This is a genomic window from Candidatus Accumulibacter meliphilus (genome assembly GCF_036625345.1).
GTDB classification, from domain to species: Bacteria; Pseudomonadota; Gammaproteobacteria; order Burkholderiales; family Rhodocyclaceae; genus Accumulibacter; species Accumulibacter meliphilus.
Window position 1 is genome coordinate 268,603 of the sequence record NZ_JAZKTZ010000005.1, and the last position, 26,706, is coordinate 295,308.

The 26,706-nt window shown below is 58.4% G+C and carries 26 protein-coding genes, 1 tRNA gene, 3 rRNA genes and 1 pseudogene; 14 read left to right on the plus strand and 17 right to left on the minus strand.

All coding sequences use genetic code 11. The annotated features are described in order from the left end of the window. The first annotated feature begins 5 nt into the window (after window positions 1-5). From V5B40_RS12300 to istA (V5B40_RS12335), 8 genes are all read left to right on the plus strand, one after another. Window positions 6-203 carry a hypothetical protein gene (locus V5B40_RS12300; RefSeq protein ID WP_332354763.1) on the plus strand — a complete coding sequence of 66 codons (198 nt, stop codon included), beginning with the start codon at window positions 6-8 and terminating at the stop codon, window positions 201-203. Window positions 204-205: 2 nt separating this feature from the next. Continuing rightward, window positions 206-487, plus strand: coding sequence for a hypothetical protein (locus V5B40_RS12305; protein WP_332354764.1), 282 nt, complete (start codon window positions 206-208; stop codon window positions 485-487). Continuing rightward, window positions 488-928, plus strand: coding sequence for a restriction endonuclease subunit S (locus V5B40_RS12310; RefSeq protein ID WP_332354765.1), 441 nt, complete (start codon window positions 488-490; stop codon window positions 926-928). It begins immediately after the preceding gene. Continuing rightward, on the plus strand, window positions 921-2,072 hold the full coding sequence (locus tag V5B40_RS12315) for a hypothetical protein (RefSeq protein ID WP_332354766.1): 1,152 nt from the start codon (window positions 921-923) through the stop codon (window positions 2,070-2,072). Before V5B40_RS12310 ends, V5B40_RS12315 begins: the two co-directional genes overlap by 8 nt. Before the next feature lie 29 nt (window positions 2,073-2,101). Beyond that, complete coding sequence (locus V5B40_RS12320) at window positions 2,102-3,010, plus strand: hypothetical protein (RefSeq protein ID WP_332354767.1); 909 nt, start codon at window positions 2,102-2,104, stop codon at window positions 3,008-3,010. Between the two features lie 9 nt (window positions 3,011-3,019). Next, complete coding sequence (locus V5B40_RS12325) at window positions 3,020-4,576, plus strand: type I restriction endonuclease subunit R (RefSeq protein ID WP_332354768.1); 1,557 nt, start codon at window positions 3,020-3,022, stop codon at window positions 4,574-4,576. Between the two features lie 620 nt (window positions 4,577-5,196). Further along, the gene (locus V5B40_RS12330) at window positions 5,197-5,565 is read left to right on the plus strand and encodes a hypothetical protein (RefSeq protein ID WP_332353784.1); all 369 of its coding nucleotides are present in this window, start codon (window positions 5,197-5,199) and stop codon (window positions 5,563-5,565) included. Beyond that, window positions 5,562-6,299: an IS21 family transposase gene (gene istA, locus V5B40_RS12335; RefSeq protein WP_332354769.1), complete on the plus strand. Its 738-nt coding sequence runs from the start codon at window positions 5,562-5,564 to the stop codon at window positions 6,297-6,299. Before V5B40_RS12330 ends, istA (V5B40_RS12335) begins: the two co-directional genes overlap by 4 nt. Here the strand turns inward: istA (V5B40_RS12335) and V5B40_RS12340 are convergent. The 3 genes from V5B40_RS12340 to istA (V5B40_RS12350) all read right to left on the minus strand — a co-directional run bounded on the left by V5B40_RS12340 (window position 6,258) and on the right by istA (V5B40_RS12350) (window position 10,194). Further along, window positions 6,258-7,421: a MerR family transcriptional regulator gene (locus V5B40_RS12340; RefSeq protein WP_332354770.1), complete on the minus strand. Its 1,164-nt coding sequence runs from the start codon at window positions 7,419-7,421 to the stop codon at window positions 6,258-6,260. The two genes, istA (V5B40_RS12335) and V5B40_RS12340, sit on opposite strands and share 42 nt — an antisense overlap. A gap of 387 nt (window positions 7,422-7,808) precedes the next feature. Beyond that, a complete protein-coding gene (gene istB / locus V5B40_RS12345; protein ID WP_332354771.1) occupies window positions 7,809-8,612 on the minus strand; it encodes an IS21-like element helper ATPase IstB in 804 nt (267 codons plus the stop codon). A gap of 55 nt (window positions 8,613-8,667) precedes the next feature. Continuing rightward, the gene (gene istA, locus V5B40_RS12350; RefSeq protein WP_332354772.1) at window positions 8,668-10,194 is read right to left on the minus strand and encodes an IS21 family transposase; all 1,527 of its coding nucleotides are present in this window, start codon (window positions 10,192-10,194) and stop codon (window positions 8,668-8,670) included. A gap of 350 nt (window positions 10,195-10,544) precedes the next feature. Between istA (V5B40_RS12350) and istA (V5B40_RS12355) the strand changes: the two genes are divergently transcribed. Further along, entirely contained in the window at window positions 10,545-11,279 is a 735-nt protein-coding gene (gene istA / locus V5B40_RS12355) for an IS21 family transposase (protein WP_332354906.1), read from the plus strand. A 7-nt stretch (window positions 11,280-11,286) separates the two neighbouring features. On the opposite strand, the gene V5B40_RS12360 is transcribed toward istA (V5B40_RS12355), so the two are convergent. From V5B40_RS12360 to V5B40_RS12375, 4 genes are read right to left on the minus strand one after another with little or no spacing between them, the layout of a single operon-like run. Continuing rightward, a complete protein-coding gene (locus V5B40_RS12360; protein ID WP_332354774.1) occupies window positions 11,287-11,946 on the minus strand; it encodes a tyrosine-type recombinase/integrase in 660 nt (219 codons plus the stop codon). 12 nt (window positions 11,947-11,958) lie between these two features. Next, window positions 11,959-12,282 (minus strand): site-specific integrase, encoded by a 324-nt coding sequence (locus V5B40_RS12365; protein ID WP_332354775.1) that lies wholly within the window; start codon window positions 12,280-12,282, stop codon window positions 11,959-11,961. Further along, a complete protein-coding gene (locus tag V5B40_RS12370; RefSeq protein WP_332354776.1) occupies window positions 12,275-12,811 on the minus strand; it encodes a tyrosine-type recombinase/integrase in 537 nt (178 codons plus the stop codon). The genes V5B40_RS12365 and V5B40_RS12370 overlap by 8 nt, the downstream gene beginning before the upstream one ends. Next, window positions 12,747-13,448: a site-specific integrase gene (locus V5B40_RS12375; RefSeq protein WP_332354777.1), complete on the minus strand. Its 702-nt coding sequence runs from the start codon at window positions 13,446-13,448 to the stop codon at window positions 12,747-12,749. The genes V5B40_RS12370 and V5B40_RS12375 overlap by 65 nt, the downstream gene beginning before the upstream one ends. A gap of 193 nt (window positions 13,449-13,641) precedes the next feature. Here V5B40_RS12375 and V5B40_RS12380 point away from each other — a divergent pair, with 193 nt between their 5' ends. The 3 genes and pseudogenes from V5B40_RS12380 (at window position 13,642) to V5B40_RS12395 (ending at window position 15,503) form a co-directional block, all read left to right on the plus strand. After that, the gene (locus V5B40_RS12380) at window positions 13,642-14,403 is read left to right on the plus strand and encodes a Mu transposase domain-containing protein (protein ID WP_332354778.1); all 762 of its coding nucleotides are present in this window, start codon (window positions 13,642-13,644) and stop codon (window positions 14,401-14,403) included. Further along, window positions 14,393-15,158 (plus strand): annotated as a pseudogene (gene istB, locus V5B40_RS25285) (IS21-like element helper ATPase IstB). Before V5B40_RS12380 ends, istB (V5B40_RS25285) begins: the two are co-directional and overlap by 11 nt. Before the next feature lie 87 nt (window positions 15,159-15,245). Then, complete coding sequence (locus V5B40_RS12395) at window positions 15,246-15,503, plus strand: hypothetical protein (protein WP_332354780.1); 258 nt, start codon at window positions 15,246-15,248, stop codon at window positions 15,501-15,503. A gap of 209 nt (window positions 15,504-15,712) precedes the next feature. Here the strand turns inward: V5B40_RS12395 and rrf are convergent. The 5 genes from rrf to tyrS form a co-directional block, all read right to left on the minus strand. Next, window positions 15,713-15,826: ribosomal RNA gene (rrf, locus tag V5B40_RS12400) — 5S ribosomal RNA — on the minus strand. A 106-nt stretch (window positions 15,827-15,932) separates the two neighbouring features. Next, window positions 15,933-18,819, minus strand: a 23S ribosomal RNA gene (locus V5B40_RS12405). Window positions 18,820-19,218: 399 nt separating this feature from the next. Next, window positions 19,219-19,295, minus strand: a tRNA-Ile gene (locus V5B40_RS12410). Between the two features lie 62 nt (window positions 19,296-19,357). Further along, a 16S ribosomal RNA gene (locus V5B40_RS12415) occupies window positions 19,358-20,895 on the minus strand. The 16S, 23S and 5S rRNA genes sit together here with 1 tRNA gene alongside, the layout of an rRNA operon. A 470-nt stretch (window positions 20,896-21,365) precedes the next feature. Then, on the minus strand, window positions 21,366-22,565 hold the full coding sequence (gene tyrS / locus V5B40_RS12420) for a tyrosine--tRNA ligase (protein WP_332354781.1): 1,200 nt from the start codon (window positions 22,563-22,565) through the stop codon (window positions 21,366-21,368). A 49-nt stretch (window positions 22,566-22,614) separates the two neighbouring features. On the opposite strand from tyrS, the gene V5B40_RS12425 reads away from it, so the two are divergent. Then, the gene (locus V5B40_RS12425; protein WP_332354782.1) at window positions 22,615-23,127 is read left to right on the plus strand and encodes a hypothetical protein; all 513 of its coding nucleotides are present in this window, start codon (window positions 22,615-22,617) and stop codon (window positions 23,125-23,127) included. Here V5B40_RS12425 and V5B40_RS12430 read toward each other — a convergent pair. Then, entirely contained in the window at window positions 23,066-23,437 is a 372-nt protein-coding gene (locus tag V5B40_RS12430; RefSeq protein ID WP_332354783.1) for a hypothetical protein, read from the minus strand. The two genes, V5B40_RS12425 and V5B40_RS12430, sit on opposite strands and share 62 nt — an antisense overlap. A gap of 208 nt (window positions 23,438-23,645) precedes the next feature. On the opposite strand from V5B40_RS12430, the gene V5B40_RS12435 reads away from it, so the two are divergent. Beyond that, window positions 23,646-23,972 (plus strand): M23 family metallopeptidase, encoded by a 327-nt coding sequence (locus V5B40_RS12435; protein ID WP_332354784.1) that lies wholly within the window; start codon window positions 23,646-23,648, stop codon window positions 23,970-23,972. A 102-nt stretch (window positions 23,973-24,074) separates the two neighbouring features. Here V5B40_RS12435 and V5B40_RS12440 read toward each other — a convergent pair whose 3' ends face one another. The 4 genes from V5B40_RS12440 to V5B40_RS12455 are packed head-to-tail and all read right to left on the minus strand — an operon-like array spanning window position 24,075 to window position 26,699. Further along, a complete protein-coding gene (locus V5B40_RS12440) occupies window positions 24,075-24,335 on the minus strand; it encodes a YfhL family 4Fe-4S dicluster ferredoxin (protein WP_332354785.1) in 261 nt (86 codons plus the stop codon). 13 nt (window positions 24,336-24,348) lie between these two features. Continuing rightward, complete coding sequence (coaD, locus tag V5B40_RS12445) at window positions 24,349-24,852, minus strand: pantetheine-phosphate adenylyltransferase (protein ID WP_434735869.1); 504 nt, start codon at window positions 24,850-24,852, stop codon at window positions 24,349-24,351. 18 nt (window positions 24,853-24,870) lie between these two features. After that, entirely contained in the window at window positions 24,871-25,392 is a 522-nt protein-coding gene (gene rsmD, locus V5B40_RS12450) for a 16S rRNA (guanine(966)-N(2))-methyltransferase RsmD (protein WP_332354786.1), read from the minus strand. 11 nt (window positions 25,393-25,403) lie between these two features. Next, complete coding sequence (locus tag V5B40_RS12455) at window positions 25,404-26,699, minus strand: M16 family metallopeptidase (RefSeq protein ID WP_332354787.1); 1,296 nt, start codon at window positions 26,697-26,699, stop codon at window positions 25,404-25,406. Window positions 26,700-26,706: the final 7 nt, after the last annotated feature.

A 26,706-nucleotide genomic window follows, 5' to 3' on the forward strand; every position in this document is an offset into this window, starting at 1 on the left:
CCGGGATGAGTGATTTGCCGGGCATCGCCGAGGCATGGCATCGGGGAGCCCTGCGCCGTGCCGAAGAACTTGACCTCGGGCTGGTGGATACGGTTTCGGCCGAAGAGGCGCGTTGTGCGGTGCAAAAGCTTTTGGTGCGCCCGGTTGGACTGACGCCGGAGCAGACCGTCGCCGCGATTGGGGCGAGGATTCTGGCGGCGTGAAGATGGACACAAACGAACGGCCCTTGAAGCGACTGAAAGATATAACGTCAAAGATTGGCAGCGGTGCCACTCCCCGTGGCGGCAAAAACGCTTACCTGCCTGAGGGCATTTCTCTTATCCGTAGCCTTAATGTTTACGACTTCAAGTTTGAGGACGATAACCTTGCTTTCATCAGCAACGAACAGGCAGCGGAACTGAGTAACGTTGTCGTTCAGAAAAATGACATCCTCCTGAACATCACGGGCGCTTCCGTTGCTCGGTGTTGCTTGACTGATTCAAAATAATTGCCTGCCCGCGTCAATCAGCACGTCGCGATTGTTCGAGTTAGACCTGACGTTGCTGACGCGCGTTTTGTCCTTTATTGCATCAACAGCCTGCACTTCAAGAGCCGCTTGCTAGCACTAGCTCAGGGTGGTGCGACTCGTGAAGCTCTGACCAAAACAACGATTGAGGATTTCGAGGTCTTACAGCCTCCGCTCCTTATCCTGCAACGCATCGCAGGCATCCTGTCGGCCTACGACGAACTCATCGAGAACAGCCAGCGGCGTATCAAGATTCTGGAGGCGATGGCCCGCGCCCTCTACCGCGAGTGGTTCGTCTACTTCCGCTTCCCCGGCCACGAAAATCACCCTTACGCAAAAACCCAAAACCTCCGTCCCACCCGCGACCTACTGCTACCGCGCCTGATCTCCGGTCAGATAGATGTTGAGGCATGTTATGGCTGACTACGACTTCACGGCGTGCTTGTCGCCCCTGGATTTCGAGCTTCTCTCAAAAAATCTGCTCGAAGCAGAACTCGGCATTCAGTTGGAAAACTTCAGTGAAGGCCGTGACGGGGGGATAGATCTCCGCTACGCGCCAGTTCGGGGCGCCGGTCGCACAGTGTTTAGTTCGGCGGCTTTGAAAACACCGCAAACACCGCCCCAGTTAATTGTCCAGTGCAAGCGATACTCATCATTTGCCAGCCTGAAATCTGAGCTCAAGCGCAACGAATTCCCCAAGCTTTCAAAGCTGAATCCTGCCCGTTACATACTTACAACATCTGTTTCACTTTCGCCAATGCAGACAGATGAACTGGTAGCGGTGCTGTCGCCGTTTGTACAAACCACCGGTGACATTTATGGACGGGAGCGCCTGAACAGTATTCTGACAAAACATCCGGAGATCGAGCGCAGGCACATAAAACTGTGGGCCAGTTCCGCTGGCGTTTTCGACTCGATCATTAACGCGGGCACGCACGTTGTCTCTCGCGAGGAGATCGAACGGACCATCGCAGCAGCAAAGCTTTATGTCCGAAATACGAGTTTTGATGAAGCACTGGAAATTCTAAAAAAACAGCGGGTCTGCATCATTTCCGGGCAACCTGGAATTGGCAAGACAACGCTGGCCCGTATGTTGTTGCTCTACTTTTACGAGAAGGGACACGACTTAGTCAAAATCGAAAGCGACATATCCGAAGCGCGCGCAGTTAGTTATCACAACAAGCCGAGGTTTTTCTACTACGACGATTTTCTTGGACAAACTGCGCAGGCTGACAAACTGAACACAAACGAAGATCAGAAGTTGTTGGACTTCATGGCCAGCATTCGCGATTCGAAGGACTCAGTATTTGTCCTGACAACCCGTGAATACATTCTGAACCAGGCGAAACTTTACTATGAAAAACTGGCCCGTGAGAAGTTCGACCATCGCACATGCGTCCTTGACCTATCAAAATACTCGCGGCGCATTCGGGCACAGATTCTCTACAACCGTCTTCATTTTTCAAGTCTTCCACGTCAGCGCCTAGAAAGCCTCGTGGCCAAACGCGGCTATGTCCGGATCAATGTGCAAGATTTAGAATTGCTCATTCGACGACCGATTTTGTGACGGCACTAAGGGAGCTTGATGGGACTTTCGTGGCAACGCGAAAAATTCAAGGCTTCGTGTTGGTTCGCTTCCAGAATCCGCCTATTCTGGATTTTATGCAGTCCCTTTTGTTGGCGGGCGAGCAGCTATCTGAAATTATCGAATCCCTTGTGTTCTTTGAACAGTCACAATGGTTCATGACGACGCTAATCGATGACCGACCCCGCGTGTCTATCACAGTGCTCTCTTCGCACGCTCATAAAGTTGTGGATGCCATGATGGCATTGATTGATGCAGTGAGTTGCACAGTCCATGTAAGCGGTGATCACCCTTCGCATCGTGTGTTGCCGCAATGCGCGAATCCGGCAGGGCGATTGGCCAGTGTGGCATTGGCAGTTGCTAGCCAAAGCGAACGCAATGATGCCGCATGGATTGAAGCTCGGTTATCCGAACTAAGCGCTAGAGTAGAAGCAGGCACTATCTCGCCATCCATTTTTGATGGGCCGCTTAGGGAGTTGGCGAATGTCGGTTGTCTATCTTCAGATTCTGGCAAGCATCTGGTATCGGCCATAAAGCAGCGCGTTTTGACAGACCTCGATGAACTTGATGGATTTGAGGCATTAGGGAACTTGATCAGCGCCGTGCCTAATTCCTTAGTGGGCGCAGAGCTGGAATCTGCTCGCCAGGTTTACGCTAAGTTTGCTGAACGTTTCGTAGAAGATTGCGACAGCGACAACCCAGACGAGATCCGCAGTGACGCCGCGCGTATTGGCAATGTCGGAGAAATTCTCGGCGTGGATACGGATACTGAGCAAACGACGCTTCGAGATTTCGCCAGTGAAATTGAAAGTGAAAACGAGAAACCGTGGGAAGACGATGATGAACGACACTGGGGGGGAAATGCTGAAGAGTGTTTGGATAGAGAACTCGATTCGATGTTTTGCACCCTAAAAGACTAGGGTTAATTAGTGTCATACGCCTACTCCGAAGACCAACTCGTAGAGCAACCTGCCATCGCGCTGTTCGCCACGCTCGGCTGGCAGACGGTGTCAGCGCAAGAAGAAATCTTCGGCGAGGGCGGCACACTGGGGCGCGAAACCAAGGGCGAAGTGGTATTGGCCGAACGCCTGAAAGCGGCGTTGAGCAAATTCAACCCGATACTGCCGCCGGAGGCGATCAGCAACGCCGTCGATGAACTGACACGCGACCGTTCAGCGATGAGCCTGGAGGCGGCCAACCGCGAGGTCTATCGGCTACTCAAGGAAGGCATCACGGTGTCGGTGCCCGACCGCGAACATGGCGGGCAAAAAACCGAACGCCTGCGCGTGGTCGATTGGGAGCAACCGGAGAACAACAATTTCGTGCTCGTCAGCCAGTTGACCGTGACCGGGCCGCTCTACACCTGCCGGCCTGATCTGGTGGGTTTCGTCAATGGCCTGCCCTGGGTGGTGATCGAACTCAAGAAACCCGGCGTGCCGGCGCGCGCGGCTTTCGACGAGAACCTCACCCACTACAAGCAGCAGATTCCGGCGCTGTTCTGGAGCAACGCGCTACTCATCGCCTGCAACGGCACCGAAAGCCGCGTCGGCTCGCTCACCGCCGACTGGGGCCGCTGGGTGGAGTGGAAGCGCATCGAGTGCGAGGATGAGCCGCGCCGGGTGTCGCTGGAAGTGATGCTGCGCGGTACCTGCGAGCCAACCCGCCTGCTCGATCTGGTCGAGAACTTCACGCTGTTTTCCGAGCACAAGTCCGGCCTGGTCAAGACTCTCGCGCAGAACCACCAGTTCCTCGGTGTCAATAACGCCATTGCCTCGATGCTCGAAGCGCGCAAGCTGGGACACGGACGTGGCGGCGTGTTCTGGCAGACGCAGGGCAGCGGCAAGAGCTTTTCGATGGTGTTCTTCGCGCAGAAGGTGCTGCGCAAGCTGGCCGGCAACTGGACATTTGTGGTCGTCACTGACCGTGTCGAACTGGACGAGCAGATCGCCAAGAACTTCAAGACCACCGGCGCGGTGAGTGAGGCCGAGGGCGATCAATGCCACGCCGCCAGCGGCGCGCACCTGCGCGAACTCTTGCTCGGCAACCACCGTTACGTCTTCACGCTGGTACACAAGTTCCAGACACCCGAACTGCTGTGCGACCGCTCCGACGTCATCGTGCTGACCGACGAAGCGCACCGCAGCCAATATGACACGCTGGCGCTGAACATGCGCGCCGCGCTGCCCAGGGCGATGTTTCTGGCCTTTACCGGCACGCCGCTGATTGCCGGCGAGGAGCGCACCAAGGAAGTCTTCGGGGATTACGTCTCGATCTACGACTTCCAGCAGTCCATCGAAGACGGTGCCACCGTGCCGCTGTTCTACGAGAACCGCACGCCGGAATTGCAGCTCGTCAATCCCGACCTGAACGAAGACATCTACCGGCTGATCGAGGATACCGACCTCGACGCGGATCAGGATGTCGCGGCCAACCTGAAACTGGTCGCCACCGGCGGACATGAAACTGGATTTTCTTGGGTTTCTTGATGTTCTTCGAGGGCTTGATCTAGAGCTGGTTTTTCTTCGCTGCTTGGGTCTTCTTTGGTTTTCTTTCCAGATCGTGTAGTAGCCCGTCCTGTGATGAGGCAGGAGGGGACGCGAGATGGACAGAGAGAAGCAGGACCCCTGCGTGAATTGCGGTCAGGCGTTTGTGCCGGACAGGCGTAACGCGCGGCATCAGCGTTATTGCGGGTCCGCGGCGTGCAAGGCAGCGAGCAAGCGGGCCAGCCAGGCGAAATGGCTCGCCAAGAACCTCGACTATCATCGCGGACCAGAAGCCGTGGCGCGGGTCAAGGCCTGGCGACAGGAGCATCCTGGATACAGCCACCGTAAGCCGGCACCGCTGATCGAGTCCGCGATACAAGACACCTTGCTGTTCGAGCCCGACGCCTCGGCGCCCCTGCCAGCCGAGGCCTCGCTGCCCCTGAAGAAATCTTGTAACGCTTCCACGACGGAACTGGCGCCACCGTTACAAGATTTCTTGAACGCCCAACCCACTGTTCTTATTGGCTTAATCGCCCATATCTGGGGCAGCACGTTACAAGATGACATCGCCTCGGCCGTGACCCGGCTGCTACAACTGGGACAGGACATTCGAGGAGGCTCGTATGAACAGTCCGACGAAGCGACTATTGAATCCGCAACGTCAGCGGCAGGTGCCCGCGCACTTCAGCTGGCTCGATCATCGGCTGGTGCGGGAACACTACATCGAGAAGGCTGACGTTGGCGCCTGGGCGCTGTACCTGTTTCTCGTCACCGTCGCTGATGCCTGCGGTCTTTCCTACTACAGCGAGGCCAGCCTCTGTCGGCGTCTGCAGATGGATGCCGGTCGCCTGGCCCGCGCCCGCCGGGATTTGATCGCCCTCGACCTGATCGCCTACGATCCACCTTTGTACCAGGTCCTGAGCGTGCCCGAGTACGTGCCGGTCGACACCCGTCTGGCGCGGCTGCGCGCTGTTCTGGAGGGCCGGCCATGATCGACTATGCCACGTGGTGCGCCATTCGCGAGGGGGTGGCCAGTCATCTGACGGCCCCCCAACTTGCCGATAGCCTGGACCTGGACGTCAAGACCGTCCGCCACTGGATGGACCGCCCGTATGCGCCGCGGGCGCCCGTGCCGCGAACCAGCAAGCTCGATCCCTACAAGGGGCGCATCGTCGGCTGGCTCGATGCGCATCCGCTCACCGCCCAGCAGGTGTTTCAACGCCTGCGGGATGCTGGCTACGAGGGCGGCATCAGCATCGTCAAGGACTACGTCCACAAGATCCGCCCGCCCCGGCGCGAAGCCTTCCTGACCCTGGCCTTCGCCCCGGGAGAAGCGGCCCAGGTCGACTGGGGAGAATACGGCACGATCTGTGTGGGCAACACCCGCCGCCGCCTTTCCTTCTTCGTCATGGTGCTGGCCTGGAGCCGGAAGATGTACGTCGAGTTCACGCTCTCGCAAACGATGGAGCAGTTTCTGGCGGCACACATCAACGCCTTTGCTGCCCTGGGGGTGTCGCGCAAGGTCATGGTCGATAATCTGCGCAGTGCGGTCTTGCGTCATGTGCGTGGCGAACCGGTGCAGTTCAATCCCCGCTATCTCGATTTCGCCCGCCATTACGGCTTCGAAATCGTCGCCTGTGCGCCGAGAAAAGGAAATGAGAAGGACTGTGCTGCATATTGCACCTCATGCGGTATGTGCGGGGAAACTTCCCTCGCGGGTGGTTGATTTTCCTGTGGTTTTGCCTTGATGTTGATGCTTGATCGGCGTGTCAGGACCAGGCGGTTCGAAGAGGTAGCCGCCCCTGTCGTCATACCTGTGCGCTTTGAGCAGGCCGGCGCGGCGCCAATATTTGAGGGTTTCCGAACAGACGTTGAGACGCTGCGCCATTTCATGCACGGTTAGCAGGTCACGCGTTAGCAGCCGATCATGGCGACTGGGGAGCGCATAGTCGATTCGGATGTAACGAACCATCAGGCGGTGGAAGGGTTTGCCCTCGCCCGAGAGCAAGCCCTGGCGGTTGAGCAAGGCGGCGATTTCACCGTCGGTATGATCTTCCAGGAGTCGGTCAATCTCGGCCACCACCTTGGCCGGAGTCTGGCGCAGCAGCCAGGCCGGCTTGGGCAGGGGAAGGTGTAGCGTGTGCGTCGCACCGCCGTGAAAGCGCACTTGCGCCCGGACCTCGGTTTCCTTGAGCAAGGTGACATCGGCAATCAGCAGCCGAACTATGCGTTTGCGCTCCCGGTCAGCCGTATGAGGATCGTTCCACAGGCGCGGGAAGTCTTTCGCCAACGCCAGGATGGCGGCGCGCTGCTGATCGTCGAGCCCGGTCTCGCTCTCGCGCTGTTTGTCGTAGTGCTCCTGGGCCGCCGTCTGCTTGCGCAGCGCCTGGTTCCACTCCGCTTCCAGCGAATCGGCAACCAGGCGGTTGTCGGGATCGCAGCGCATATAACGGCGGCGTGCCAGGTCGGACTCGTAGCGCGCCCGTTCAACCGCTTGACGGCGCAAGCGGTCGCTTTCCTCGGAGCGACTCTCCAGTTCCTTCTGCACGGCCAGCGCCACCTCCAGGGTGACCGGGGTCACCGCTTCCACCAGCAAGCGACCGATGGCCGCGTCGAGTTCGCCGCCCACGATCTGCTGGCATAGGGGTTCGGCATGCTCGACACCGTGGCGCTGACAGAGATAATCCGGCACGCGCCGTGCGCCCTGCAAGTGATAGCGCACGGTCATGCGATCACCACATTTGGTGCAGATCACCAGCCCCTTGTCAGCGGCATTCCGAAAGTCCGTTAATGCTGGCAGTTTGAAAGTCGTGAATTTTCTTCGTCGATCTTCTTCGACGGCTTTCATCTGAAGGGTTTCCTGGCTCTTCTTCCTCGCTCTTCGCTCTTCTTCGTTCTTCGCTTTTCCCCTTGTCAATTTGCGGCACATCAAGGCCAGCGAATCGCGGCGTAATGCGGCCAGCAGAAGTGGCTGTTTTAGCGGCTTCGGACGGGTCGGTTTTACGCCGTTTTCTGTCTTCTTGCAAACGTGGTAAGTGGCGACCGGAAGGGTGTCCAGGGGACCGTGGAATAAATGCCGGCTTTTTGGCGTTTATGCCGCGAAAGCCCCTTGACACCCTGGAGGTCGCAGACGCCGACGGCAGTTGTCGGGGATGTGTTTTTCATCCCCGGCGGCTGCCTCACGGCGAGTGCGGGGTCTGGGGCAGCGCCCCAGGGTTTGTTCGCCGCTGAGGTGCTAACGCGCGGCCGGGAGAGGCTTGGATGGGTCCCTGCCCGGCGAAGCCCGAACCGGCGACGTTGCTTCCGGCAAGGCCCGCGGTTTGCGCCGGGTCTCGCCGTCGAGAACGATCTGATACGCGCGGTCGCGCAGACGGTCGAGGGTTGCCGCGCCCATCAACTTGTTGGGAAACGCCGCGCCCCACTCGTCGAAGTGCAAATTGCTGGTCAACAAGGTGGTCGTGCGCTCATAACGGGCGTCAATCAGGTCATGGAAATCCTCATCCTGCGGCGAGCGCATGGGGCGTAGCCCGAAGTCATCGATCGCCAGCACATCGACCCGTGCCAGCTGGCGCAGCTTGCGCTCAAAAGAGTCGGTCGCCCGCGCCGCATGAAGCTGGGCCAGCAGCTTGGCGTGCGAGATGAACAGCACCTCATGGCCGGCGCGCAGTGCGCAATGGCAGAGCGACTGGACCAGGTGAGACTTGCCCGTACCGGTCGGGCCGGCGATCAGAACCGGTGCATGTTCGAAGACGAAACGACAGGTCGCCAACTCGGCAATCAGCGCGTGATTGACCGACGGACTGTGGCTGCAATCGAAACGTTCCAGCGTCTTGTCGCCGACCACCTGCGCCTTGCGCAGACGCTGGGCAAACTGGCGCTGATCACGACGGGCGACTTCGTCCTCGACCAGCAGCGCCAGGAAGTCGGTGTAAGCCAGCTTGGCCTCGATCGCCTGACGGTTTCTCGCTTCGAGCGAGTCGAGGATGCCGGACAGGCGCAGTTGCTTGAGCAGGGGTTCAAGTGGGAGCATGGGATTCATGAGAGGATTCCAGATAGATAATGGATGAGCAAGGAGCGGCACGTCGTGCGGCGGCTCAATGCAACAGATCGGAGGATTGGCGGCGGAAGTAGCCGCCACTCAGATAGGGCGCTTCCAGCGTCGGCGCATTGATCAACTCGGGCTGCTGGTCGAGTCCGGTCTTGAGAATTTGCTTAATCGTGCGATAGCTCGGCGTCCCAAAGTTCAGCGCGCGGTTACACGCCGCGTCGAGTCGACCGCGACCGAACTGATCGGCCAGTCGCAGCAATCCCTGAACGGCGCGCAGCTGGTCGAGCACACGCTTGGCGAACAGGCTCTCGACGACCGCCCGGCAGGCCGGCCCAACTGCCGTGGCCTGGATCAAGCACCACTGTGGATCGCGCATGAAGTACGTCTGGGCGTCAGGGGGCAGATGATCCTGGACGGTCGACCGCGTCCCCGCTTTGAAGAGGCGTGGATGGATCGCCACCAGCTCGTGCTCATGGTAGATGCGCAAGGCATCCGGCGTGATCTCCAACCACAGTGTCTGGTGGATCAGGCGAAACGGCGCCGAGTAGTGGCAGTACGCATGCTGGACGTGGCAGTTGCCGTGCAGCTTGGCCTTGGCCCAGGTCGGGCACGTCGGCGCGACGGCGGGTAGCGGCTGCAGCAGCGCCTGCTCGGTTTCGTTGAAGCGCATGAGCGGCCGCTCGCGCGTACTGCCGTGCAGGCGATTGCCCGCTTCGCTCTGAACCCATTCCTGCAATTGCGCATTCGCGTGCGCCAGGCCATGGAACTCGCGTAGCGGCATGAAGTTGCCCTTGACATATTTCACGCCCGACTCCACGCGACCCTTTTTGGCCGGGTCGGCGACCGGACAGGGGTCAATTACAAAGGCATAGCCGAGGGCGAGTTCGGCGTAGGCACGCTGCACCGTCGGCTCGTAGTAGCAGGCGCGCGTGATCGCGCACTTCGGGTTGTCGATCCGGACCTTGGGCGGGACGCCGTTGAACCACTCGAAGGCGTGCCGGTGGCAGGCGAGCCAGGTTTCGACGCTCTGGTTGCGCACCACTTCAGCATACGGGTGCCGGCTCCACGACAAAGTCATGACAAAGAACCAGCTCTTGAACACCTCGCCGGAATGTCGGTCGGTGATCAGCGGTCCCGAACCGAAGTCGACCTGTGCCTGTTCGCCGACGGCAAAGTCGAGCATCACGGTGGCCACGGGGGTGCGGGCGGCTTCGCTGCGCAGGAAGCGATAGACGGCATGCACGCTGCCGCCGTAGCCGTACTGGCGGGCCAGTGCCTGGCGGATGCTGCTCACGGCAATGCCCTGACGATGCCACTCGATAACTTTCTCGCGAAAGGGCTCCACAGTGGACAGGTGGCTCGCGTTCTTGACCGCCCCGCCGCCCGCCGCCTGGTAGTAGCGCGCGATCGTCGCGTCATCCGGCAGCGGGCTCGTCGCCTCCAGCCAGTTCTGCGCGGCGGCGATCTCTCGCACGCGCGCGACCGTGTCGCGCCCGACCTGCTGCGCTCGAGCAACCGCCCGATTGCTCTCGCCAAGTCGCAGGCGTTGAATCATTTGTCGTATTTCGTACATTTCGAACTTCCTGTTAGCCATTGCGCCTGCCCCCGGCAAAATTGCCAGAGGTTACGCAATTGGAAGTCCGAAACCAGCTCTACTTGCCTTCGGCCTTATTGCGCCGCGATTGCTCTGGCCTCATTGCGCCGCGAGTCCAGTGGCCTCATTACGCCGCCACCGAAATGGCCTTATAGGGGCGCGAATTAACAGATCGCCTATCAACGCCCGCTCTACCAAGTCCTGGCGCTGGATTCTGCCCGCTGCGCCGAAGCACGCGAACTCGCGGCGGACGAGATCGACATCCGAATCAGTCAGCTGCGTGCCGCCCTGGGACGAACGCCATTATCAGCTACGAGACCTACTGCAAGATCAAGGATCACCACGATCGGCAGCAGCTGACCATCGCCCAGACCGCCCGCGCCCTCGATCTGGATGCGGACACGGTGGCGAAGTGGGTCGGCTGCGCGCAGTTTCATGCGCGCCAGTCACCGCCGCGCAGCAGTCGCCTCGACCCTTTCAAGGCGCGCATCGTTCGCCTGCTGGAAAGCCACCCCTACAGCGCGCAGCAGATCTTCCAGCGCCTGCGCGAGGAAGGCTTCGCGGGCGGCTACGGCATCGTCAAGATGTATGTGCGCAAGGTCCGGCCAGTGCGCCGGCCTGCCTTTCTCAAGCTCTCCTTTGCCCCCGGAGAATGCGCCCAGGTCGATTGGGGCGAATACGGCAGCATCGGTGTGGGTTCGACACGGCGGCGACTGTCCTTCTTCGTCATGGTGCTCTGCCATAGCCGCCTGATGTATGTCGAGTTCACCGTGTCGCAAACCATGGAGCATTTCCTCGCTGCTCATGAGCACGCCTTCGCGGCCTTCCGGGGTTGTCCAGCTCGCTTGATGATCGACAACTTGAAGTCGGCGGTGCTCGCCCGCGTCGTCGGCAAAGCGCCGCTGTTCAATCCCCGCTATGTGGATTTCGCTCGCCATTGGGGGTTCGAGATCTCGGCGCGCAACGTCGGGCAGGGTCACGAGTATGGTGTGGTCAAAAATATGTGCTGCTCGATAGCAATCTTGGCCAAGGCAATGTCATTACGGAAATCGAACAGCACATAGTATTCGGCTACAAGGTGCGGAGGAATGCCATCAGGTCGGGCTGGTCGCGCCAATGCTTTTGTTCTCCCGCATCGCTTTCTACTTCACATGCCGCCAGCGCCCGCGCCTTTGTTTCCAGATTGATCTCGGCGCAGATATTGGTTGTTGTCAGCGAAACGTGTCCAAGCCAGCCGCGTATCGTGTTGATGTCGATTCCGGCCTGAAGCAGCAGCGAGGCAGTCGTGTGGCGTATGACGTGCGGGTGAACATTCTTGCCAGCCATTGACGGCGCCATGGTGCAAGCGCGAGCAGCGCAGCGCTTGACCAGCGCATGGATGCCGGAGCGCGTCATAGTCTGGTGGAAACGGTTGAGGAACACCGGTTCGGGTGTGGTCCTTCCTTCGGTTTGCGAACGCAACTCGTCGAGCGTGGATTGCCAGAGGGGGCAGCGGCGTTGTCTGTTCCCTTTACCGGTAATGCTGACTGATCGCGTGTGCCAGTCGACGTCGCCGATCCTGAGCTGAGCTGCTTCGCTTGCGCGCGCGCCGGAGTTAAACATGAACAATAGCAACGCATGTTCTCGGCGCCCTTGCGCAGTAGGCACGTCGGATGCGGCGAGGAGAGCATCCATTTCCGGTTTGTTGAGATAGCTGATCTGCGGGTGGCTGGTTCTCTTGATGGGAATCAAGTGGATCTGCGCTCACCAAGCGACGTATTCCGGTGCATGTTCGCCGATGAAACGGGCAAGGGCATGAATGCCGCCGAGCCGCTGGTTGCGTGTGCTGACCGCGCAGTGCCGTTGTTCTTCCATGTGCGTCAGAAACAGACGCACCATTTGCGGGGAGAGATCGTCCACCGTCAGACGGTCGATCCGCTTGTCGACCTTGGTGGCCAGATAAGGCAGCAACAGGAGGAGCATGTCGCGGTAGCTTTTCTGGGTATTGATGGCAAGGTTGCGTTCGGCCACCAGATGTTCGATCAGGAATCGCCGGATCCAGGGACCCAGCATGGATGATTTATTCATGATGCTTCTCCAATGCGTAAGTTTCGAAACGCTTGCTCGCTTCGTTTAACAGATCGGGCGTCAGTGTAAGGTAGCGCTGGGTGGCCGCTAGATCGATGTGGCCAAGATAGGTGGAGAGTTGTGGCAATAACAGCTGCAAATCCGCGCCGCTGCGATACCAAGCGATCAAGCGGTGCACAGTTCCCGCATGGCGAAGGTCATGCAATCTGGGCTGGCAGGCTGGGCCACCCTCGCGCCGGACATTTGCCAGGATGCGCAGTCGCTGAAACGCGCGTTGGACAGCCGATTGGTTTAATGGACGACCATCGCGGAAGCAAAAAAATGGCGTGTTGGGTTCGTTGTCGAATGCCTGGTTGCGTTGCCGGGTGTATCGTTGCATCGCGCCGTTCAGGTCTGCTCCAAGCGGGATCAGCCTCGACTTGTAGAATTTGCTCTCCCGGATACACAGAACGGCGCCTTCGAGGTCAACGTCTTGCATGGTCAGCCGTAAGGCTTCGCCATGCCGAAGGCACGCGCCGTACAAGATCAATACCGACAGAAACGTTGGTAGCCCATCCTTGTCCTTCGGCGTACCGGAAGAAATTGCGAAGCGTGCTCGCAAGTGCGTGCAACGATGTCCTGGCCCAGCCGTGCTTGCCCTGATACGCCAGATAGGCATCGATATCGTGAATGGTGATGGTATCGAGCGTCGTGTCGGGATGCCAGACCGTCGACAGAAAGTTGACGATCTCGCCGCGGCAGTTTGTAATCGTGACAGGTGAAAGTCCCCGCTGATCATGCATGAAATCGGCATAGTGATCAATATAGCGGGTGAACGGTTTCTGCTTGGGTTGATGTTCCTTCAGCAGTCCCAGGAAGCGCAACCAGGCCGTGGCCGTATGTATGAACAACCGGCGCGAGCTCTGGGAATCGTTCGTTCGTCCGCTTCGAGTGAGACGAACCCGATGGTCGACCGCAAAAGCGATTTCCTCGTGCGTTATTGGCCCCGGCCGGCACAAATCCATGCTCTTTGAAAAAACTAGCAGAATCCAGGCGATCTTCCGGATCGACATGGGCGGATATCCCTGTTCCTGACAATGCAAGAGGAAGCGCTTCCTCGATTCCAGGCAGGGAGCCAAATTGTGGGCTGCAAGAACATGCGGCTGTGTAAAGAGAGTCTCAAACATGATATTCCCCAATTGATGAACGGTGGAATACCAGTATTGGCCTAAAATTATGTCGTGGTAAAAATCTCAAATCGAGCGGTAACGCAGGGCAATTGAGATCCACCACGACATATTTTTGACCACACCATACTCGTGATTATGGGCTCAAGCCCATAATCACGAAAAAGGCCGCGTTGAAAACGGTGTCGGTTACGTGAAGAAGAATTTCCTGAATGGCCTGGAGCTTCTCGACTTCAGCGCGGTAAACCCGGCTGCCGAGCTGTGGCTGGCGAGCATCGCCAATGTGCGCATCCATGGGGAAACGCACCAGCGCCCCGTCGATTTGTTCAAGGACGAGCAGCCGCATCTGCGCGGACTCAATCCGATGCCTTACGACATCGGTCGCGTGCAGAGCCAGCGCGCTTCGAAGCAGTTCCGTGTGGCGCTCGATACCAATCACTATTCGGTGCCCGCGGAGTTTGCGAGTCAGCGGGTGACGCTGAAGGCGTATCCGGATCGGGTGTGCATTTACCACCAGGACAAGCTCATCGCCCGCCACGTCCGCAGCTACGATCGGCGCCAGGATATCGAGGACCCCGACCACCCGAAGGCGCTGCTCGCGCAGCGGCACAATGCTCGTGAGCAGCGCTTGCTGGTGCAGTTCCTGGGTCTGTCGCGACACGCACAGGCCTATCTTGAGGGCATCGAGCAACGCCGCGTGAACCCGCGCCATCATCTGCGCAAGATCGTCGCCTTGAGCGAGAGCTACGGCGCGGACGCTGTCGACCGGGCGATCCAGGACGGCATCGCCTTTGCTGCCTATAGCTGCGAGTACGTCGCCAATATCCTGGAGATGCGAGCACGCGAAACCCCTGCAGTCAGTGCGCTCCATCTCACCCGCCGCCAGGATCTCCTGGAAATCGAGATCACCGCCGCCGATCTCTCACTTTACGAGGGGCATGGCCATGCGCACTGAACGTTCCGGCAGCCCGGCAAGCGAGACCTTACGCGTCCAGCTGGCGAGTCTCAAACTGTCGCATCTGGGCGCGCACTTTGAATCCCTGGCGCAGCAAGCGGGTGCCGAGCAGTGGTCACACGTGGACTATCTGGCGCGCCTGATCGAAGGGGAGGCGCAGGCGCGTGAAGATCGCAGCATCCAGCGACGAATCGGGCTGGCTCGATTGCCGGTGCTCAAGACGCTCGATCAGTTCCAGTGGAGTTGGCCGACGAAGATCAACCGGCCGCAGATCCAGAATCTCTTTCGCCTGCGTTTCATTGAGGAGAAGGGCAATGTGATCTTCATGGCCAATGTCGGCCTGGGCAACAGCCATCTCAGTATTGCCTTGGCACACGCTGCCTGTCTGCGGGGCTACCCGGTGCCGTTTACCACGGCGGTCGATATCATCCAACTCGCTGTCTGCCGCGCAGGCGCAGGGCAGCTTGAAGCGCGAGCTGCGCAAGTATCTTCAGCCGCGACTGCTGGTTGTCGACGAGCTTGGCTATCTGCCGATCGACAAGCATGGTGCCGATCTGCTCTTCCAGGTGATCAGCGAACGCTATGAGCGCGGCGCCTTGGTCATCACGACCAATCTTGCCTACAAGCACTGGGCGGAAATCTTCAACCACGACAGCACGCTGACCTCGGCGCTCCTCGACCGACTGCTCCACCATGCAGAAACGATCATCATCGAGGGCAAGAGCTATCGCATGAAGGACCCGATCGAGGCATGACTGGCGCTGCTTTCCCGTCGATTGGCGCGGAACCGTCGCTCGCCGACCCCAATCCGGGCGGTGTTACGCGGTAACGGGCGAGCGCTCATGGCGACGACTTCGGCAGAAAGACAACGGGCCTATCGCGCCAGGCAATCCTGCGCCGGCGAGAACGGCGAACGCCGTTTGCAGACCTGGGTCTCGACCGCAGCGGCCCTCGCCCTCGGTCGCTTGGCACGCCACGCCGGGATGACTCGACCGACCTTCCTCGAAAAACTCGTTCTCGACGCCGATCAGGTCATCACACGGGCGATGAGCGACGAGACCTTCGATAAGTACCTCGCGTTACCGCGTAACAAACGGTAGTTCGCCCCTCTTTGGCCAGATCCACCGTGCCGAAACCCCCGCATCAAAACCCCGATCTATCGCTCGAACGACCGCACTGAACCGCCAATTGCCGCTCTCACGGCCACTCCTCACGCCCGAATTTCAACTGCCCAATTTCACCGAAATTCACGCTGACGCGCACAACAAAGCCCCCGACGGTTGGCTGTCGGGGGCTTTGTCAATGGGGAGCCTGGCGGTGACCTACTTTCACACATGAAGTATGCACTATCATCGGCGTACCTTCGTTTCACGGTCCTGTTCGGGATGGGAAGGGGTGGGTCCAAAGGGCTATTGCCGCCAAGCATAACTGTTTCGCACACCGCGGTTGGCGGGGTACGCAAAATGGGAAGAAGGTTTTTGTGCAGCGTTGTGATTGCGCTTCGTTTCTGAGTTGCTGCTTAAGGTTATAGGATCAAGCCTCACGGGCAATTAGTACTGGTTAGCTTAACGCATTACTGCGCTTCCACACCCAGCCTATCAACGTGGTGGTCTACCACGACCCTTCAGGGGGATCAAGTCCCCAGGGAAATCTTATCTCAAGGCGAGTTTCACGCTTAGATGCTTTCAGCGTTTATCTCTTCCGAACTTAGCTACCCGGCAATACGACTGGCGTCATAACCGGTACACCAGAGGTTCGTCCACTCCGGTCCTCTCGTACTAGGAGCAGCCCCCTTCAAATTTCCAGCGCCCACGGCAGATAGGGACCAAACTGTCTCACGACGTTTTAAACCCAGCTCACGTACCACTTTAAATGGCGAACAGCCATACCCTTGGGACCGACTACAGCCCCAGGATGTGATGAGCCGACATCGAGGTGCCAAACACCGCCGTCGATATGAACTCTTGGGCGGTATTAGCCTGTTATCCCCAGAGTACCTTTTATCCGTTGAGCGATGGCCCTTCCATACAGAACCACCGGATCACTATGACCTACTTTCGTACCTGCTCGACGTGTGTGTCTCGCAGTCAAGCACGCTTATGCCATTGCACTATCAGCACGATGTCCGACCGTACCTAGCGTACCTTCGTACTCCTCCGTTACACTTTAGGAGGAGACCGCCCCAGTCAAACTGCCTACCATGCACGGTCCCAGACCCGGATTCACGGGCCATGGTTAGAACCTCAAACAAACCAGGGTGGTATTTCAAGGTTGGCTCCACCAGAACTAGCGTCCCAGTTTCACAGCCTCCCACCTATCCTACACAGATTGGTTCAAAGTCCAATGCAAAGCTACAGTAAAGGTTCATGGGGTCTTTCCGTCTAACCGCGGGGAGATTGCATCTTCACAATCATTTCAACTTCGCTGAGTCTCAGGAGGAGACAGTGTGGCCATCGTTACGCCATTCGTGCAGGTCGGAACTTACCCGACAAGGAATTTCGCTACCTTAGGACCGTTATAGTTACGGCCGCCGTTTACCGGGGCTTCGATCAAGAGCTTGCACCCCATCACTTAACCTTCCGGCACCGGGCAGGCGTCACACCCTATACGTCCACTTTCGTGTTTGCAGAGTGCTGTGTTTTTATTAAACAGTCGCAGCCACCATTTCACTGCAACCCTTTCAGCCTACACCCGCGAGGGGCTTCAACTTATCAGGGCGCACCTTATCCCGAAGTTACGGTGCTAATTTGCCGAGTTCCTTCTCCTGAGTTCTCTCAAGCGCCTTAGAATTCTCATCCTGCCCACCTGTGTCGGTTTGCGGTACGGTCTCTCTGTAACTGAAGCTTAGAGGCTTTTCTTGGAAGCATGGTATCAATCACTTCGCGGTCAAAGACCACTCGTTATCACGCCTCAGAATTGATCTTCCGGATTTGCCTAAAAGACCTTCCTACACGCTTGAACCGGGACGTCCAACACCCGGCTGACCTAACCTTCTCCGTCCCCCCATCGCATTACAAAGAGGTACAGGAATATTAACCTGTTTCCCATCGACTACGCTTTTCAGCCTCGCCTTAGGGGCCGACTCACCCTGCGCCGATGAACGTTGCGCAGGAAACCTTGGGCTTTCGGCGAGGGAGCTTTTCACTCCCTTTATCGCTACTCATGTCAGCATTCGCACTTCTGATACCTCCAGCATCCTTCTCAAGACACCTTCAACGGCTTACAGAACGCTCTCCTACCATATCCTTACGGATATCCGCGATTTCGGTGCATAGTTTGAGCCCCGTTATATCTTCCGCGCAGGACGACTCGACCAGTGAGCTATTACGCTTTCTTTAAAGGATGGCTGCTTCTAAGCCAACCTCCTGGCTGTCTAAGCCTTCCCACCTCGTTTCCCACTTAACTATGGCTTGGGGACCTTAATCGGCGGTCTGGGTTGTTTCCCTCTTGACACCGGACGTTAGCACCCGATGTCTGTCTCCCAAGCTCGCACTCAACGGTATTCTGAGTTTGCAATGGTTTGGTAAGTCGCGATGACCCCCTAGCCATAACAGTGCTTTACCCCCGTCGGTGATACTTGAGGCACTACCTAAATAGTTTTCGGAGAGAACCAGCTATTTCCAAGTTTGTTTAGCCTTTCACCCCTATCCACAGCTCATCCCCTAATTTTTCAACATTAGTGGGTTCGGACCTCCAGTGCGTGTTACCGCACCTTCATCCTGGCCATGGATAGATCACTTGGTTTCGGGTCTACGCCCAGCAACTAATCGCCCTTATCAGACTCGGTTTCCCTACGCCTCCCCTATTCGGTTAAGCTCGCTACTGAACGTAAGTCGCTGACCCATTATACAAAAGGTACGCAGTCACCCCACGAAGGGGCTCCCACTGTTTGTATGCATGCGGTTTCAGGATCTATTTCACTCCCCTCCCGGGGTTCTTTTCGCCTTTCCCTCACGGTACTGGTACGCTATCGGTCGATTACGAGTATTTAGCCTTGGAGGATGGTCCCCCCATGTTCAGACAGGATTTCTCGTGCCCCGCCCTACTTGTCGCAAACTTAGTACCACAATCATGTTTTCGCGTACGGGGCTTTCACCCACTACGGCTCCACTTTCCAGAGGCTTCCGCTAACACAACTGCTATCACTTGCAGGCTGTTCCCAGTTCGCTCGCCACTACTTTGGGAATCTCGGTTGATTTCTTTTCCTCCGGCTACTTAGATGTTTCAGTTCGCCGGGTTCGCTTCCTCACGCCTATATATTCAGCGTGGGATACTCCTTGCGGAGTGGGTTTCCCCATTCGGATATCTCTGGATCAAAGCTTCATTGCCAGCTCCCCAGAGCTTTTCGCAGGCTTGTACGTCCTTCATCGCCTGTAATCGCCAAGGCATCCACCACATGCACTTATTCACTTGATCCTATAACCTTAAGCTCTCTTGCGAGACCTCAAGCTACAGGCAACTTCTTGTGCTCTCCCAAATCAACAGGGAAATCGATGCAATCACAACCGTATCACCGGCCTCTCCACGCATCAAATCGACTGCGTTTAACCAGTGATACGAACCTTCTTCCATTTTGTTAAAGAGCACGAGCCCCGTAAGGGGTCAGGCCTGAAGACTCCTAAAACTCTTCAGGCCTGACATCTCACAAGTTGCGGGTGGTGGAGGATGACGGGATCGAACCGACGACCCCCTGCTTGCAAAGCAGGTGCTCTCCCAGCTGAGCTAATCCCCAATGTTCCGGGTGACCACACCTCCCAACATCCCGCCAGAAGGGCCTCAATGGTCTTGCTCACCGTTGCCTTCCGCCAGATACGCTGGTGGGTCTGGTTGGAATCGAACCAACGACCCTCGCCTTATCAAGACGATGCTCTAACCGACTGAGCTACAGACCCATCCGCTTGTGCCGCTTGTGACAACCGATAGGTTGTGAGCTCTCGATCCAGCTTTTCTCTAGAAAGGAGGTGATCCAGCCGCAGGTTCCCCTACGGCTACCTTGTTACGACTTCACCCCAGTCACGAACCCTGCCGTGGTAATCGCCCTCCTTGCGGTTAAGCTAACTACTTCTGGCAGAACCCGCTCCCATGGTGTGACGGGCGGTGTGTACAAGACCCGGGAACGTATTCACCGCGGCATGCTGATCCGCGATTACTAGCGATTCCGACTTCACGCAGTCGAGTTGCAGACTGCGATCCGGACTACGATCGGCTTTCTGAGATTGGCTCCCCCTCGCGGGTTGGCAACCCTCTGGACCGACCATTGTATGACGTGTGAAGCCCTACCCATAAGGGCCATGAGGACTTGACGTCATCCCCACCTTCCTCCGGTTTGTCACCGGCAGTCTCATTAAAGTGCCCAACTCAATGATGGCAATTAATGACAAGGGTTGCGCTCGTTGCGGGACTTAACCCAACATCTCACGACACGAGCTGACGACAGCCATGCAGCACCTGTGTTCAGGTTCTCTTGCGAGCACTCCCAAATCTCTCCAGGATTCCTGACATGTCAAGGGTAGGTAAGGTTTTTCGCGTTGCATCGAATTAATCCACATCATCCACCGCTTGTGCGGGTCCCCGTCAATTCCTTTGAGTTTTAGCCTTGCGGCCGTACTCCCCAGGCGGTCAACTTCACGCGTTAGCTACGGCACTAAAAGGTTTAACCCTCCCAACACCTAGTTGACATCGTTTAGGGCGTGGACTACCAGGGTATCTAATCCTGTTTGCTCCCCACGCTTTCGTGCATGAGCGTCAGTATTGGCCCAGGGGGCTGCCTTCGCCATCGGTGTTCCTCCACATCTCTACGCATTTCACTGCTACACGTGGAATTCCACCCCCCTCTGCCAAACTCCAGTCTTGCAGTCTCAAATGCAGTTCCCAGGTTGAGCCCGGGGATTTCACATCTGACTTACAAAACCGCCTGCGCACGCTTTACGCCCAGTAATTCCGATTAACGCTCGCACCCTACGTATTACCGCGGCTGCTGGCACGTAGTTAGCCGGTGCTTCTTATTCGGGTACCGTCATCTACTCAGGGTATTAACCCAAGCAATTTCTTCCCCGCCGAAAGAGCTTTACAACCCGAAGGCCTTCTTCACTCACGCGGCATGGCTGGATCAGGCTTCCGCCCATTGTCCAAAATTCCCCACTGCTGCCTCCCGTAGGAGTCTGGGCCGTGTCTCAGTCCCAGTGTGGCGGATCATCCTCTCAGACCCGCTACGGATCGTCGCCTTGGTAGGCCTTTACCCCACCAACTAGCTAATCCGACATCGGCCGCTCCCAGAGCGCAAGGTCTTGCGATCCCCTGCTTTCCTGCTCACAGAATATGCGGTATTAGCGTAACTTTCGCTACGTTATCCCCCACTCCAGGGCACGTTCCGATGTATTACTCACCCGTCCGCCACTCGCCACCAGGGTTGCCCCCGTGCTGCCGTTCGACTTGCATGTGTAAGGCATGCCGCCAGCGTTTAATCTGAGCCAGGATCAAACTCTTCAGTTCAAATCCTAAAACCCTCGCTCGACGTTCTTCCATCAGCCCAAGTTCCCCAGACCAACAGTCTTACTTCCGTGCGAGTTACTCCATCTTTTTGGCAATCCGCCTAAGCAGATCACCCCAGACCAAGAACCCACACCTATCGGTTGTCTCATTTTTAAAGAGCTGGCAGAACGACCATTTGGCCGAACCGCCGTGCTGCCTGAGCAGCGAGAGGGCGCATTATACAGTCGTTTCCGGCGGCGTCAACACTTGCTTCGTGAAACTCGCCAAACCCGCCAACAACTCTTTGCTACGGCCCCGAAAGGCCCCCTCAAACCGCGCCAATACGACATAAGAACTTGATTTCTAAAGTTTTTATTTGTCGTGTTCGGCAGCGAAGGGGCGAATTATACAGGCTCAAAAATGGGCGTCAACCCTCTACTCAAAACAATTCGTGAATCAATCACACACCACCCATCCACGCGACAGCAGGCTCAGGCGATGCTTACCCGCGCAAACTTGCGCTTGCCCACCTGCAGCACGTAGCTGCCCTGCGGCGCCAGGACGAGCTGCCTGTCGTCGACCCGGCAACCATCGACCTTGACGCCTCCCTGGTCGATCATGCGCAAGGCCTCGGAGGTACTGCCCGTCAGACCCGACTGCTTGAGGACCTGCGCGATGCTCAGCGCCGAGTCACTGCCTGACAAGCACAGCTCGGGAATGTCGTCGGGGATCGCACCGTGCCGGAAGCGTGCGTCGAAATCAGCAAGCGCCTGCACGGCAGCGGGAGCGCCATGAAAGCGCTCGACGATTTCCTGTGCCAGGAGAACTTTGGCGTCGCGCGGGTTGCGTCCGTCAAGCACGCTGCGCCTGAGCTCCTCGATCGCCTCGCTGGCGCGAAACGACAACAGCTCGAAGTAGCGCCACATCAGCTCGTCCGAGATTGACATCAGCTTGCCGAACATCTCGCCCGGCAGCTCGTTGATTCCGACGTAGTTGCCGAGGGACTTGGACATCTTGTTGACGCCGTCCAGGCCTTCGAGCAGGGGCATGGTCAAAATGACCTGTGGCGCCTGTCCGAAATGCTTCTGCAACTCCCGGCCTACCAGCAGGTTGAATTTCTGATCGGTGCCGCCAAGCTCGACGTCGGCCTTCATGGCCACCGAATCATAGCCCTGGCAAAGGGGATAGAGCAGTTCGTGAATGGCGATCGGCTGCCCACTGCGATAGCGTTTGGCAAAGTCGTCGCGTTCGAGCATGCGTGCGACGGTATGCAGCGCGGCCAGACGAATCATGCCGGAGGCACCAAATGGCTCGAACCAGGTGGAGTTGAAACAGACCTCGGTCTTTTCGGGATCGAGAATCTTGAACACCTGCTCCTGATAAGTCCTGGCGTTTTCGAGTATCTGCTCGCGTGATAGCGGTGGCCGCGTGATGTTCTTGCCCGTCGGATCACCGATCATGCCGGTGAAGTCGCCAATAAGGAACTGTACGTGGTGACCGAGATCCTGAAAATGGCGGAGCTTGTTGATCAGCACCGTGTGCCCGAGATGGAGATCGGGGGCGGTGGGATCGAAGCCGGCCTTGATCCGCAGGGGGCGGCCGCTTTTCAGCTTTTCGATCAGCTCGGTTTCAATCAACAACTCTTCGGACCCACGCTTGATCAGCGTGAGGTCGTGGTCAACAGCGCGCATGCAAACCTCTACGGTTTCTGCCCAGAGAGCTTCTGGAGAGAAGGGTTTTTTGCTAGACTGCAGCGGTTTTGTCGCCGACAGTATCAAGGAGAGCCGGATTTTAACGCATTCACACCCAAGGAACGACCGACAGCGTCGTCACCGCTGGGCAGCCGCCGCCATCGGTGGCGCCTCACTGCTCGGCATGGTCGCCGCATTCGCCATTGCCCCACCGGCCAAGGATCCTGGCGTCGAGCTGACGACAGTTATCCAGAAACTGCCGGCGCCAAGCATCACCCTGCTGGATACTGGCAAACCGGTATTTCTGCGCGAAGAGCGTGTTCGCCGCAGCGACACGATCGCCAGCCTGATGAGCCGCTTGGGCATCTACGACGGGGAAGCGCTACAGTTCATTCGCAGCAACCAGCAAGCACGCGATATGGCGCGGCACCTGCAAGCCGGCACTACCGTCAGCGCCGAGACGGGCGCCTGGGGCAACCTGCACAGCTTGTACTGTGGAGCTACCCGGCAAGGACGCAATGCTGGTCATCGAACGCAGCGGCGACGGCTTCGTCGCTCGTGAGCAGCCGCTGCAACTGGAGAGCCGCACGGTCATCAAGTCGGGCGAAATTCGCCACTCCTTGTTCGCCGCCACCGACGATGCCGACATTCCCGACGCCATCGCCATGCAAATGGTCGAGATTTTTGGCGGCGAGCTTGATTTCCATCGCGACCTGCGCAAGGGCGACCGCTTTTCGCTGGTGTACGAAAGCTTCACTGACCGCGGCCAGCCCGTGCGCAGCGGACGCATCCTGGCGGCCGAACTGGTCAATGACCAGACGGTCCTGCAGGCCTACTGGTTTCAGCCGGAACAGGGAGAGGGCGCTTATCACGCGGCCGACGGCAGCAGCCTGCGCAAGGCCTTTCTACGCTCGCCGATAGAATTTTCCCGCATCTCGTCGGGCTTTTCCGGCGCACGCTTGCATCCCATATTGCGCACCTGGCGAGCCCACAAGGGCGTGGACTACGCGGCACGCGCAGGGACCGGCGTGATTGCCGTTGCCGACGGTGTCGTCGAAACAGCGGCGCGCCAGAGTGGTTATGGAAAGTCTGATCGTGCTCAAGCATCAAGGCAGCTATTCAACGGCTTACGGCCACCTCCAGGGCTTCGCCAAGGGAATTCGCGAAGGAACGCGGGTGCGGCAGGGCGACACCATCGGCTACGTTGGCCAAACCGGCCTGGCGACCGGCCCGCATCTGCACTACGAGTTCCGGGTCAAGGAAGAGCCGGTCGACCCGCTGGCCATTGCCTTGCCCATTGCCATTCCACTCGACAAGGCGCATCTCGCCCGCTTCAAGGCAGCCAAGCAGAAACTACGCCAACAACTGGCGATGGCCGGAGAAATGACCCTGGCCACAGCCGAATAGCCGCCGCAGCCAGCGTCGGCGAGAGGCTCTCGGGCGCTCGAAAAAAAGCCGTCCCTGAGATAGGGACGGCTCGTCGGCAAACTTGCGGCGTTCGACCAGCGTTCAGGGCCGCCCAGGATTGCCGGTAAGCTTTTCGTATTTGACCCACAGCACGTCTTCGCTTTCCTGATTGGCCGGATCCTTGGGAATGCAATCGACCGGGCACACCTCGACGCACTGCGGCGTATCGTAGTGCCCGACACACTCTGTACACTTGTTGGGGTCGATCTCGTAGATTTCCTCCCCTTGCGTGATCGCCTCGTTCGGGCATTCGGGCTCGCACACGTCGCAGTTGATGCATTCATCGGTAATAATCAGAGACATTCTTGTGCTTCCTTCAGATCGTTGAAATTTCTTGTACTCGTTTGGCCAGCCGCTCACAGATGGCTGGCTGTACGAACTTGCTTACATCGCCACCGAGCATGGCGACTTCTCGCACCATCGTCGCCGAAATGAACATGTACTGCTCGCCCGGGGTCAGGAATAGTGTTTCGACCTCCGGGAAGAGGTTTCTGTTCATCCCTGCCATCTGGAATTCATAGTCAAAGTCAGAGACCGCGCGCAAGCCCCGGATGATCACTTTGGCGCCCTTGTCGTGCAAGAAATCCATCAGCAGGCCATTGAAGCCACAGACTTCGGCGTTCGGATAGGGGATCAACAGCTCGCTAGCCATCTCGACCCGCTCTTCAAGAGAAAAGAATGGCCTCTTCGGCTGGCTCTCGGCGATCCCCACGATCACCCGGTCAAAGAGGCAGCTCGCGCGCCGCACCAGATCCTCGTGGCCCCTGGTCATTGGATCGAAGGTCCCGGCATAGATTGCCATCCGCCTATTCAGTGCCATCCGCTTCGCCTCGTCTCATCAGTGATAGAAAACCTGGCCGGCCCGCCCACTGCGCACCGTGCGCCAGTCGCCACAATGCTCCACAAGTCTTTCGGCCTCGACGTAGATGACGCCATCCGGGGCGACAATGGCCGCCACGCTCGCCGCCAGGCGCTCGATCCAGCCCGCATTGAACGGTGGGTCGAGAAACAGAACATCAAAGCGCTGCTGGCTGGAAGTTGCGAATCTTACCGCATCCGAGCGCACAATTTCCAGGCGCCCAGCCATCCCCAAAGTTCTCGCATTGAGCTCGAGCGCCGCCAGAACCTTCGGTGAATTGTCGACCAGCACCACTCGCTCTGCGCCGCGCGAGGCGGCCTCGAAACCGAGAGCGCCGCTGCCAGCGAACAGATCCAGACAGGAAAGGCCGCGCAGATCGTTGCCGAGCCAGTTGAACAGGGTTTCGCGCACCCGATCCGGCGTCGGCCGCAGACCTGGGGAATCGGGAAAGCGCAACAAACGCCGCCGCCACTCCCCGCCGATGATGCGTACCGTATTCAAGGCCGAAGTCCTTAGTCTCCGGCGACGATCACGGTCACCAGATGCGCGGGCCGCACACGACGCGCAAACGCCGCCTTGATGTCGGCGAGAGTCACTTTTTCGATGTTGTCAGGATAGCGGTCAAGGTAATCGAGCGGCAGCCCATAAAAACCGATGACGGCGACGCTGCCCAGAATCTCGCTATTGCTATCCAGACGCAACGGAAAACTGCCGATCAAATTCTGCTTGGCGGCCAGCAGTTCTCCTCTGCTCGGGCCCTGTGCCAGGAAGCTGGCGAGCACTTCGCGAGTCAGCTTCAGTGCATCCTGCGCCTGCTCCTTCTTGGTCTGCAGACCGATCTGGAACGGCCCCAACTGCGCCAGGGGCTGGAAGTAGCTATGTACGCTATAGGCGAGGCCCCGCTGGTCGCGCACCGCCTTCATCAAGCGCGAGACGAAGCCCCCACCGCCCAGCGTGTAGTTGCCGACGAGCAGCGGAAAAAAATCCGGATCGCCACGCTTGAGTGCCGGCAATCCCAGCAACAAGTGCGCCTGTACCGCCGGATGGGCAATACGCTGCTCGCCGGATGACGGCAATTCCGGGACGGCAATCGTCGTCATGCCTGGGCTGGCTGGCAGTGCCGCGGTCAGATCCTCGGCCACCGCCTCCGCTTGCGCACGCGAGAGATCGCCAACGATGGCCAGCGTTGCCCGCGGCGCGGTGTAATGGGCGGCATGGAAAGCGAGCACGTTCGCCCGTTCAAGAGCCGCCACCGACTCCGCTGTCGTCTGTCGTCCGTAGGGGTGCGCGGCGTACATGGCCGACCACAACGCCCGGCTGGCGAGCGTCTCGGGGCGGGTCAGCGCTTCCTTGAGCGCAGCCACGGAACGTGCCTTCTCACGCTCGAAAACAGCTGCCGCAAACTGGGGCGTACTCAGCATCGCGCGCAGCAAGTCGAGGGCCACAGTTCGCTTGTCGGCCATCGACAAGGTGCGCAGAACAAGCGACGCACGATCCCGGTCAACCTCGCCCGACAGCTGCGCGCCGACATCGGCCAGCCGGCTGGCAATCTGCGTCTCGTCCATCCCGGCCACGCCGAGTTCGAGCAGTTCGCGCGTCAATGCAGCGACACCCGCCTGCGCTTCGTTTTCATAAGCCGTGCCGGCGGCAAAATCGACCTGGATGTCGACAATCGGCAGCGCATGGTTCTCGACGAAGAGGACACGCGCACCCGCTGTCGTCTGCCAACGCTCGATCCGCGGAGCCGCGTTGGAAAGTGGCGTGGCAAGAGAAAGCACCAGCAGCAGCAAGCATTTGCAGGAGTTCATCGAGCGG

What these genes read in the sequence shown, in the direction of transcription:
- istA (WP_332354769.1), top strand. Translation starts at nt 5,562, where the DNA reads ATGATCGACTATGCCACGTGGTGCGCCATTCGCGAGGGGGTGGCCAGT.
- V5B40_RS12435 (WP_332354784.1), top strand. Translation starts at nt 23,646, where the DNA reads ATGGAAAGTCTGATCGTGCTCAAGCATCAAGGCAGCTATTCAACGGCT.
- V5B40_RS12455 (WP_332354787.1), bottom strand. Translation starts at nt 26,699, where the DNA reads ATGAACTCCTGCAAATGCTTGCTGCTGCTGGTGCTTTCTCTTGCCACG.
- V5B40_RS12305 (WP_332354764.1), top strand. Translation starts at nt 206, where the DNA reads ATGGACACAAACGAACGGCCCTTGAAGCGACTGAAAGATATAACGTCA.
- V5B40_RS12440 (WP_332354785.1), bottom strand. Translation starts at nt 24,335, where the DNA reads ATGTCTCTGATTATTACCGATGAATGCATCAACTGCGACGTGTGCGAG.
- istB (WP_332354771.1), bottom strand. Translation starts at nt 8,612, where the DNA reads ATGAATCCCATGCTCCCACTTGAACCCCTGCTCAAGCAACTGCGCCTG.
- V5B40_RS12330 (WP_332353784.1), top strand. Translation starts at nt 5,197, where the DNA reads ATGAACAGTCCGACGAAGCGACTATTGAATCCGCAACGTCAGCGGCAG.
- coaD (WP_434735869.1), bottom strand. Translation starts at nt 24,852, where the DNA reads ATGGCACTGAATAGGCGGATGGCAATCTATGCCGGGACCTTCGATCCA.
- tyrS (WP_332354781.1), bottom strand. Translation starts at nt 22,565, where the DNA reads ATGCGCGCTGTTGACCACGACCTCACGCTGATCAAGCGTGGGTCCGAA.
- V5B40_RS12340 (WP_332354770.1), bottom strand. Translation starts at nt 7,421, where the DNA reads ATGAAAGCCGTCGAAGAAGATCGACGAAGAAAATTCACGACTTTCAAA.
- V5B40_RS12300 (WP_332354763.1), top strand. Translation starts at nt 6, where the DNA reads ATGAGTGATTTGCCGGGCATCGCCGAGGCATGGCATCGGGGAGCCCTG.
- V5B40_RS12315 (WP_332354766.1), top strand. Translation starts at nt 921, where the DNA reads ATGGCTGACTACGACTTCACGGCGTGCTTGTCGCCCCTGGATTTCGAG.
- V5B40_RS12395 (WP_332354780.1), top strand. Translation starts at nt 15,246, where the DNA reads ATGGCGACGACTTCGGCAGAAAGACAACGGGCCTATCGCGCCAGGCAA.
- V5B40_RS12375 (WP_332354777.1), bottom strand. Translation starts at nt 13,448, where the DNA reads ATGTTTGAGACTCTCTTTACACAGCCGCATGTTCTTGCAGCCCACAAT.
- V5B40_RS12365 (WP_332354775.1), bottom strand. Translation starts at nt 12,282, where the DNA reads ATGAATAAATCATCCATGCTGGGTCCCTGGATCCGGCGATTCCTGATC.
- istA (WP_332354772.1), bottom strand. Translation starts at nt 10,194, where the DNA reads ATGTACGAAATACGACAAATGATTCAACGCCTGCGACTTGGCGAGAGC.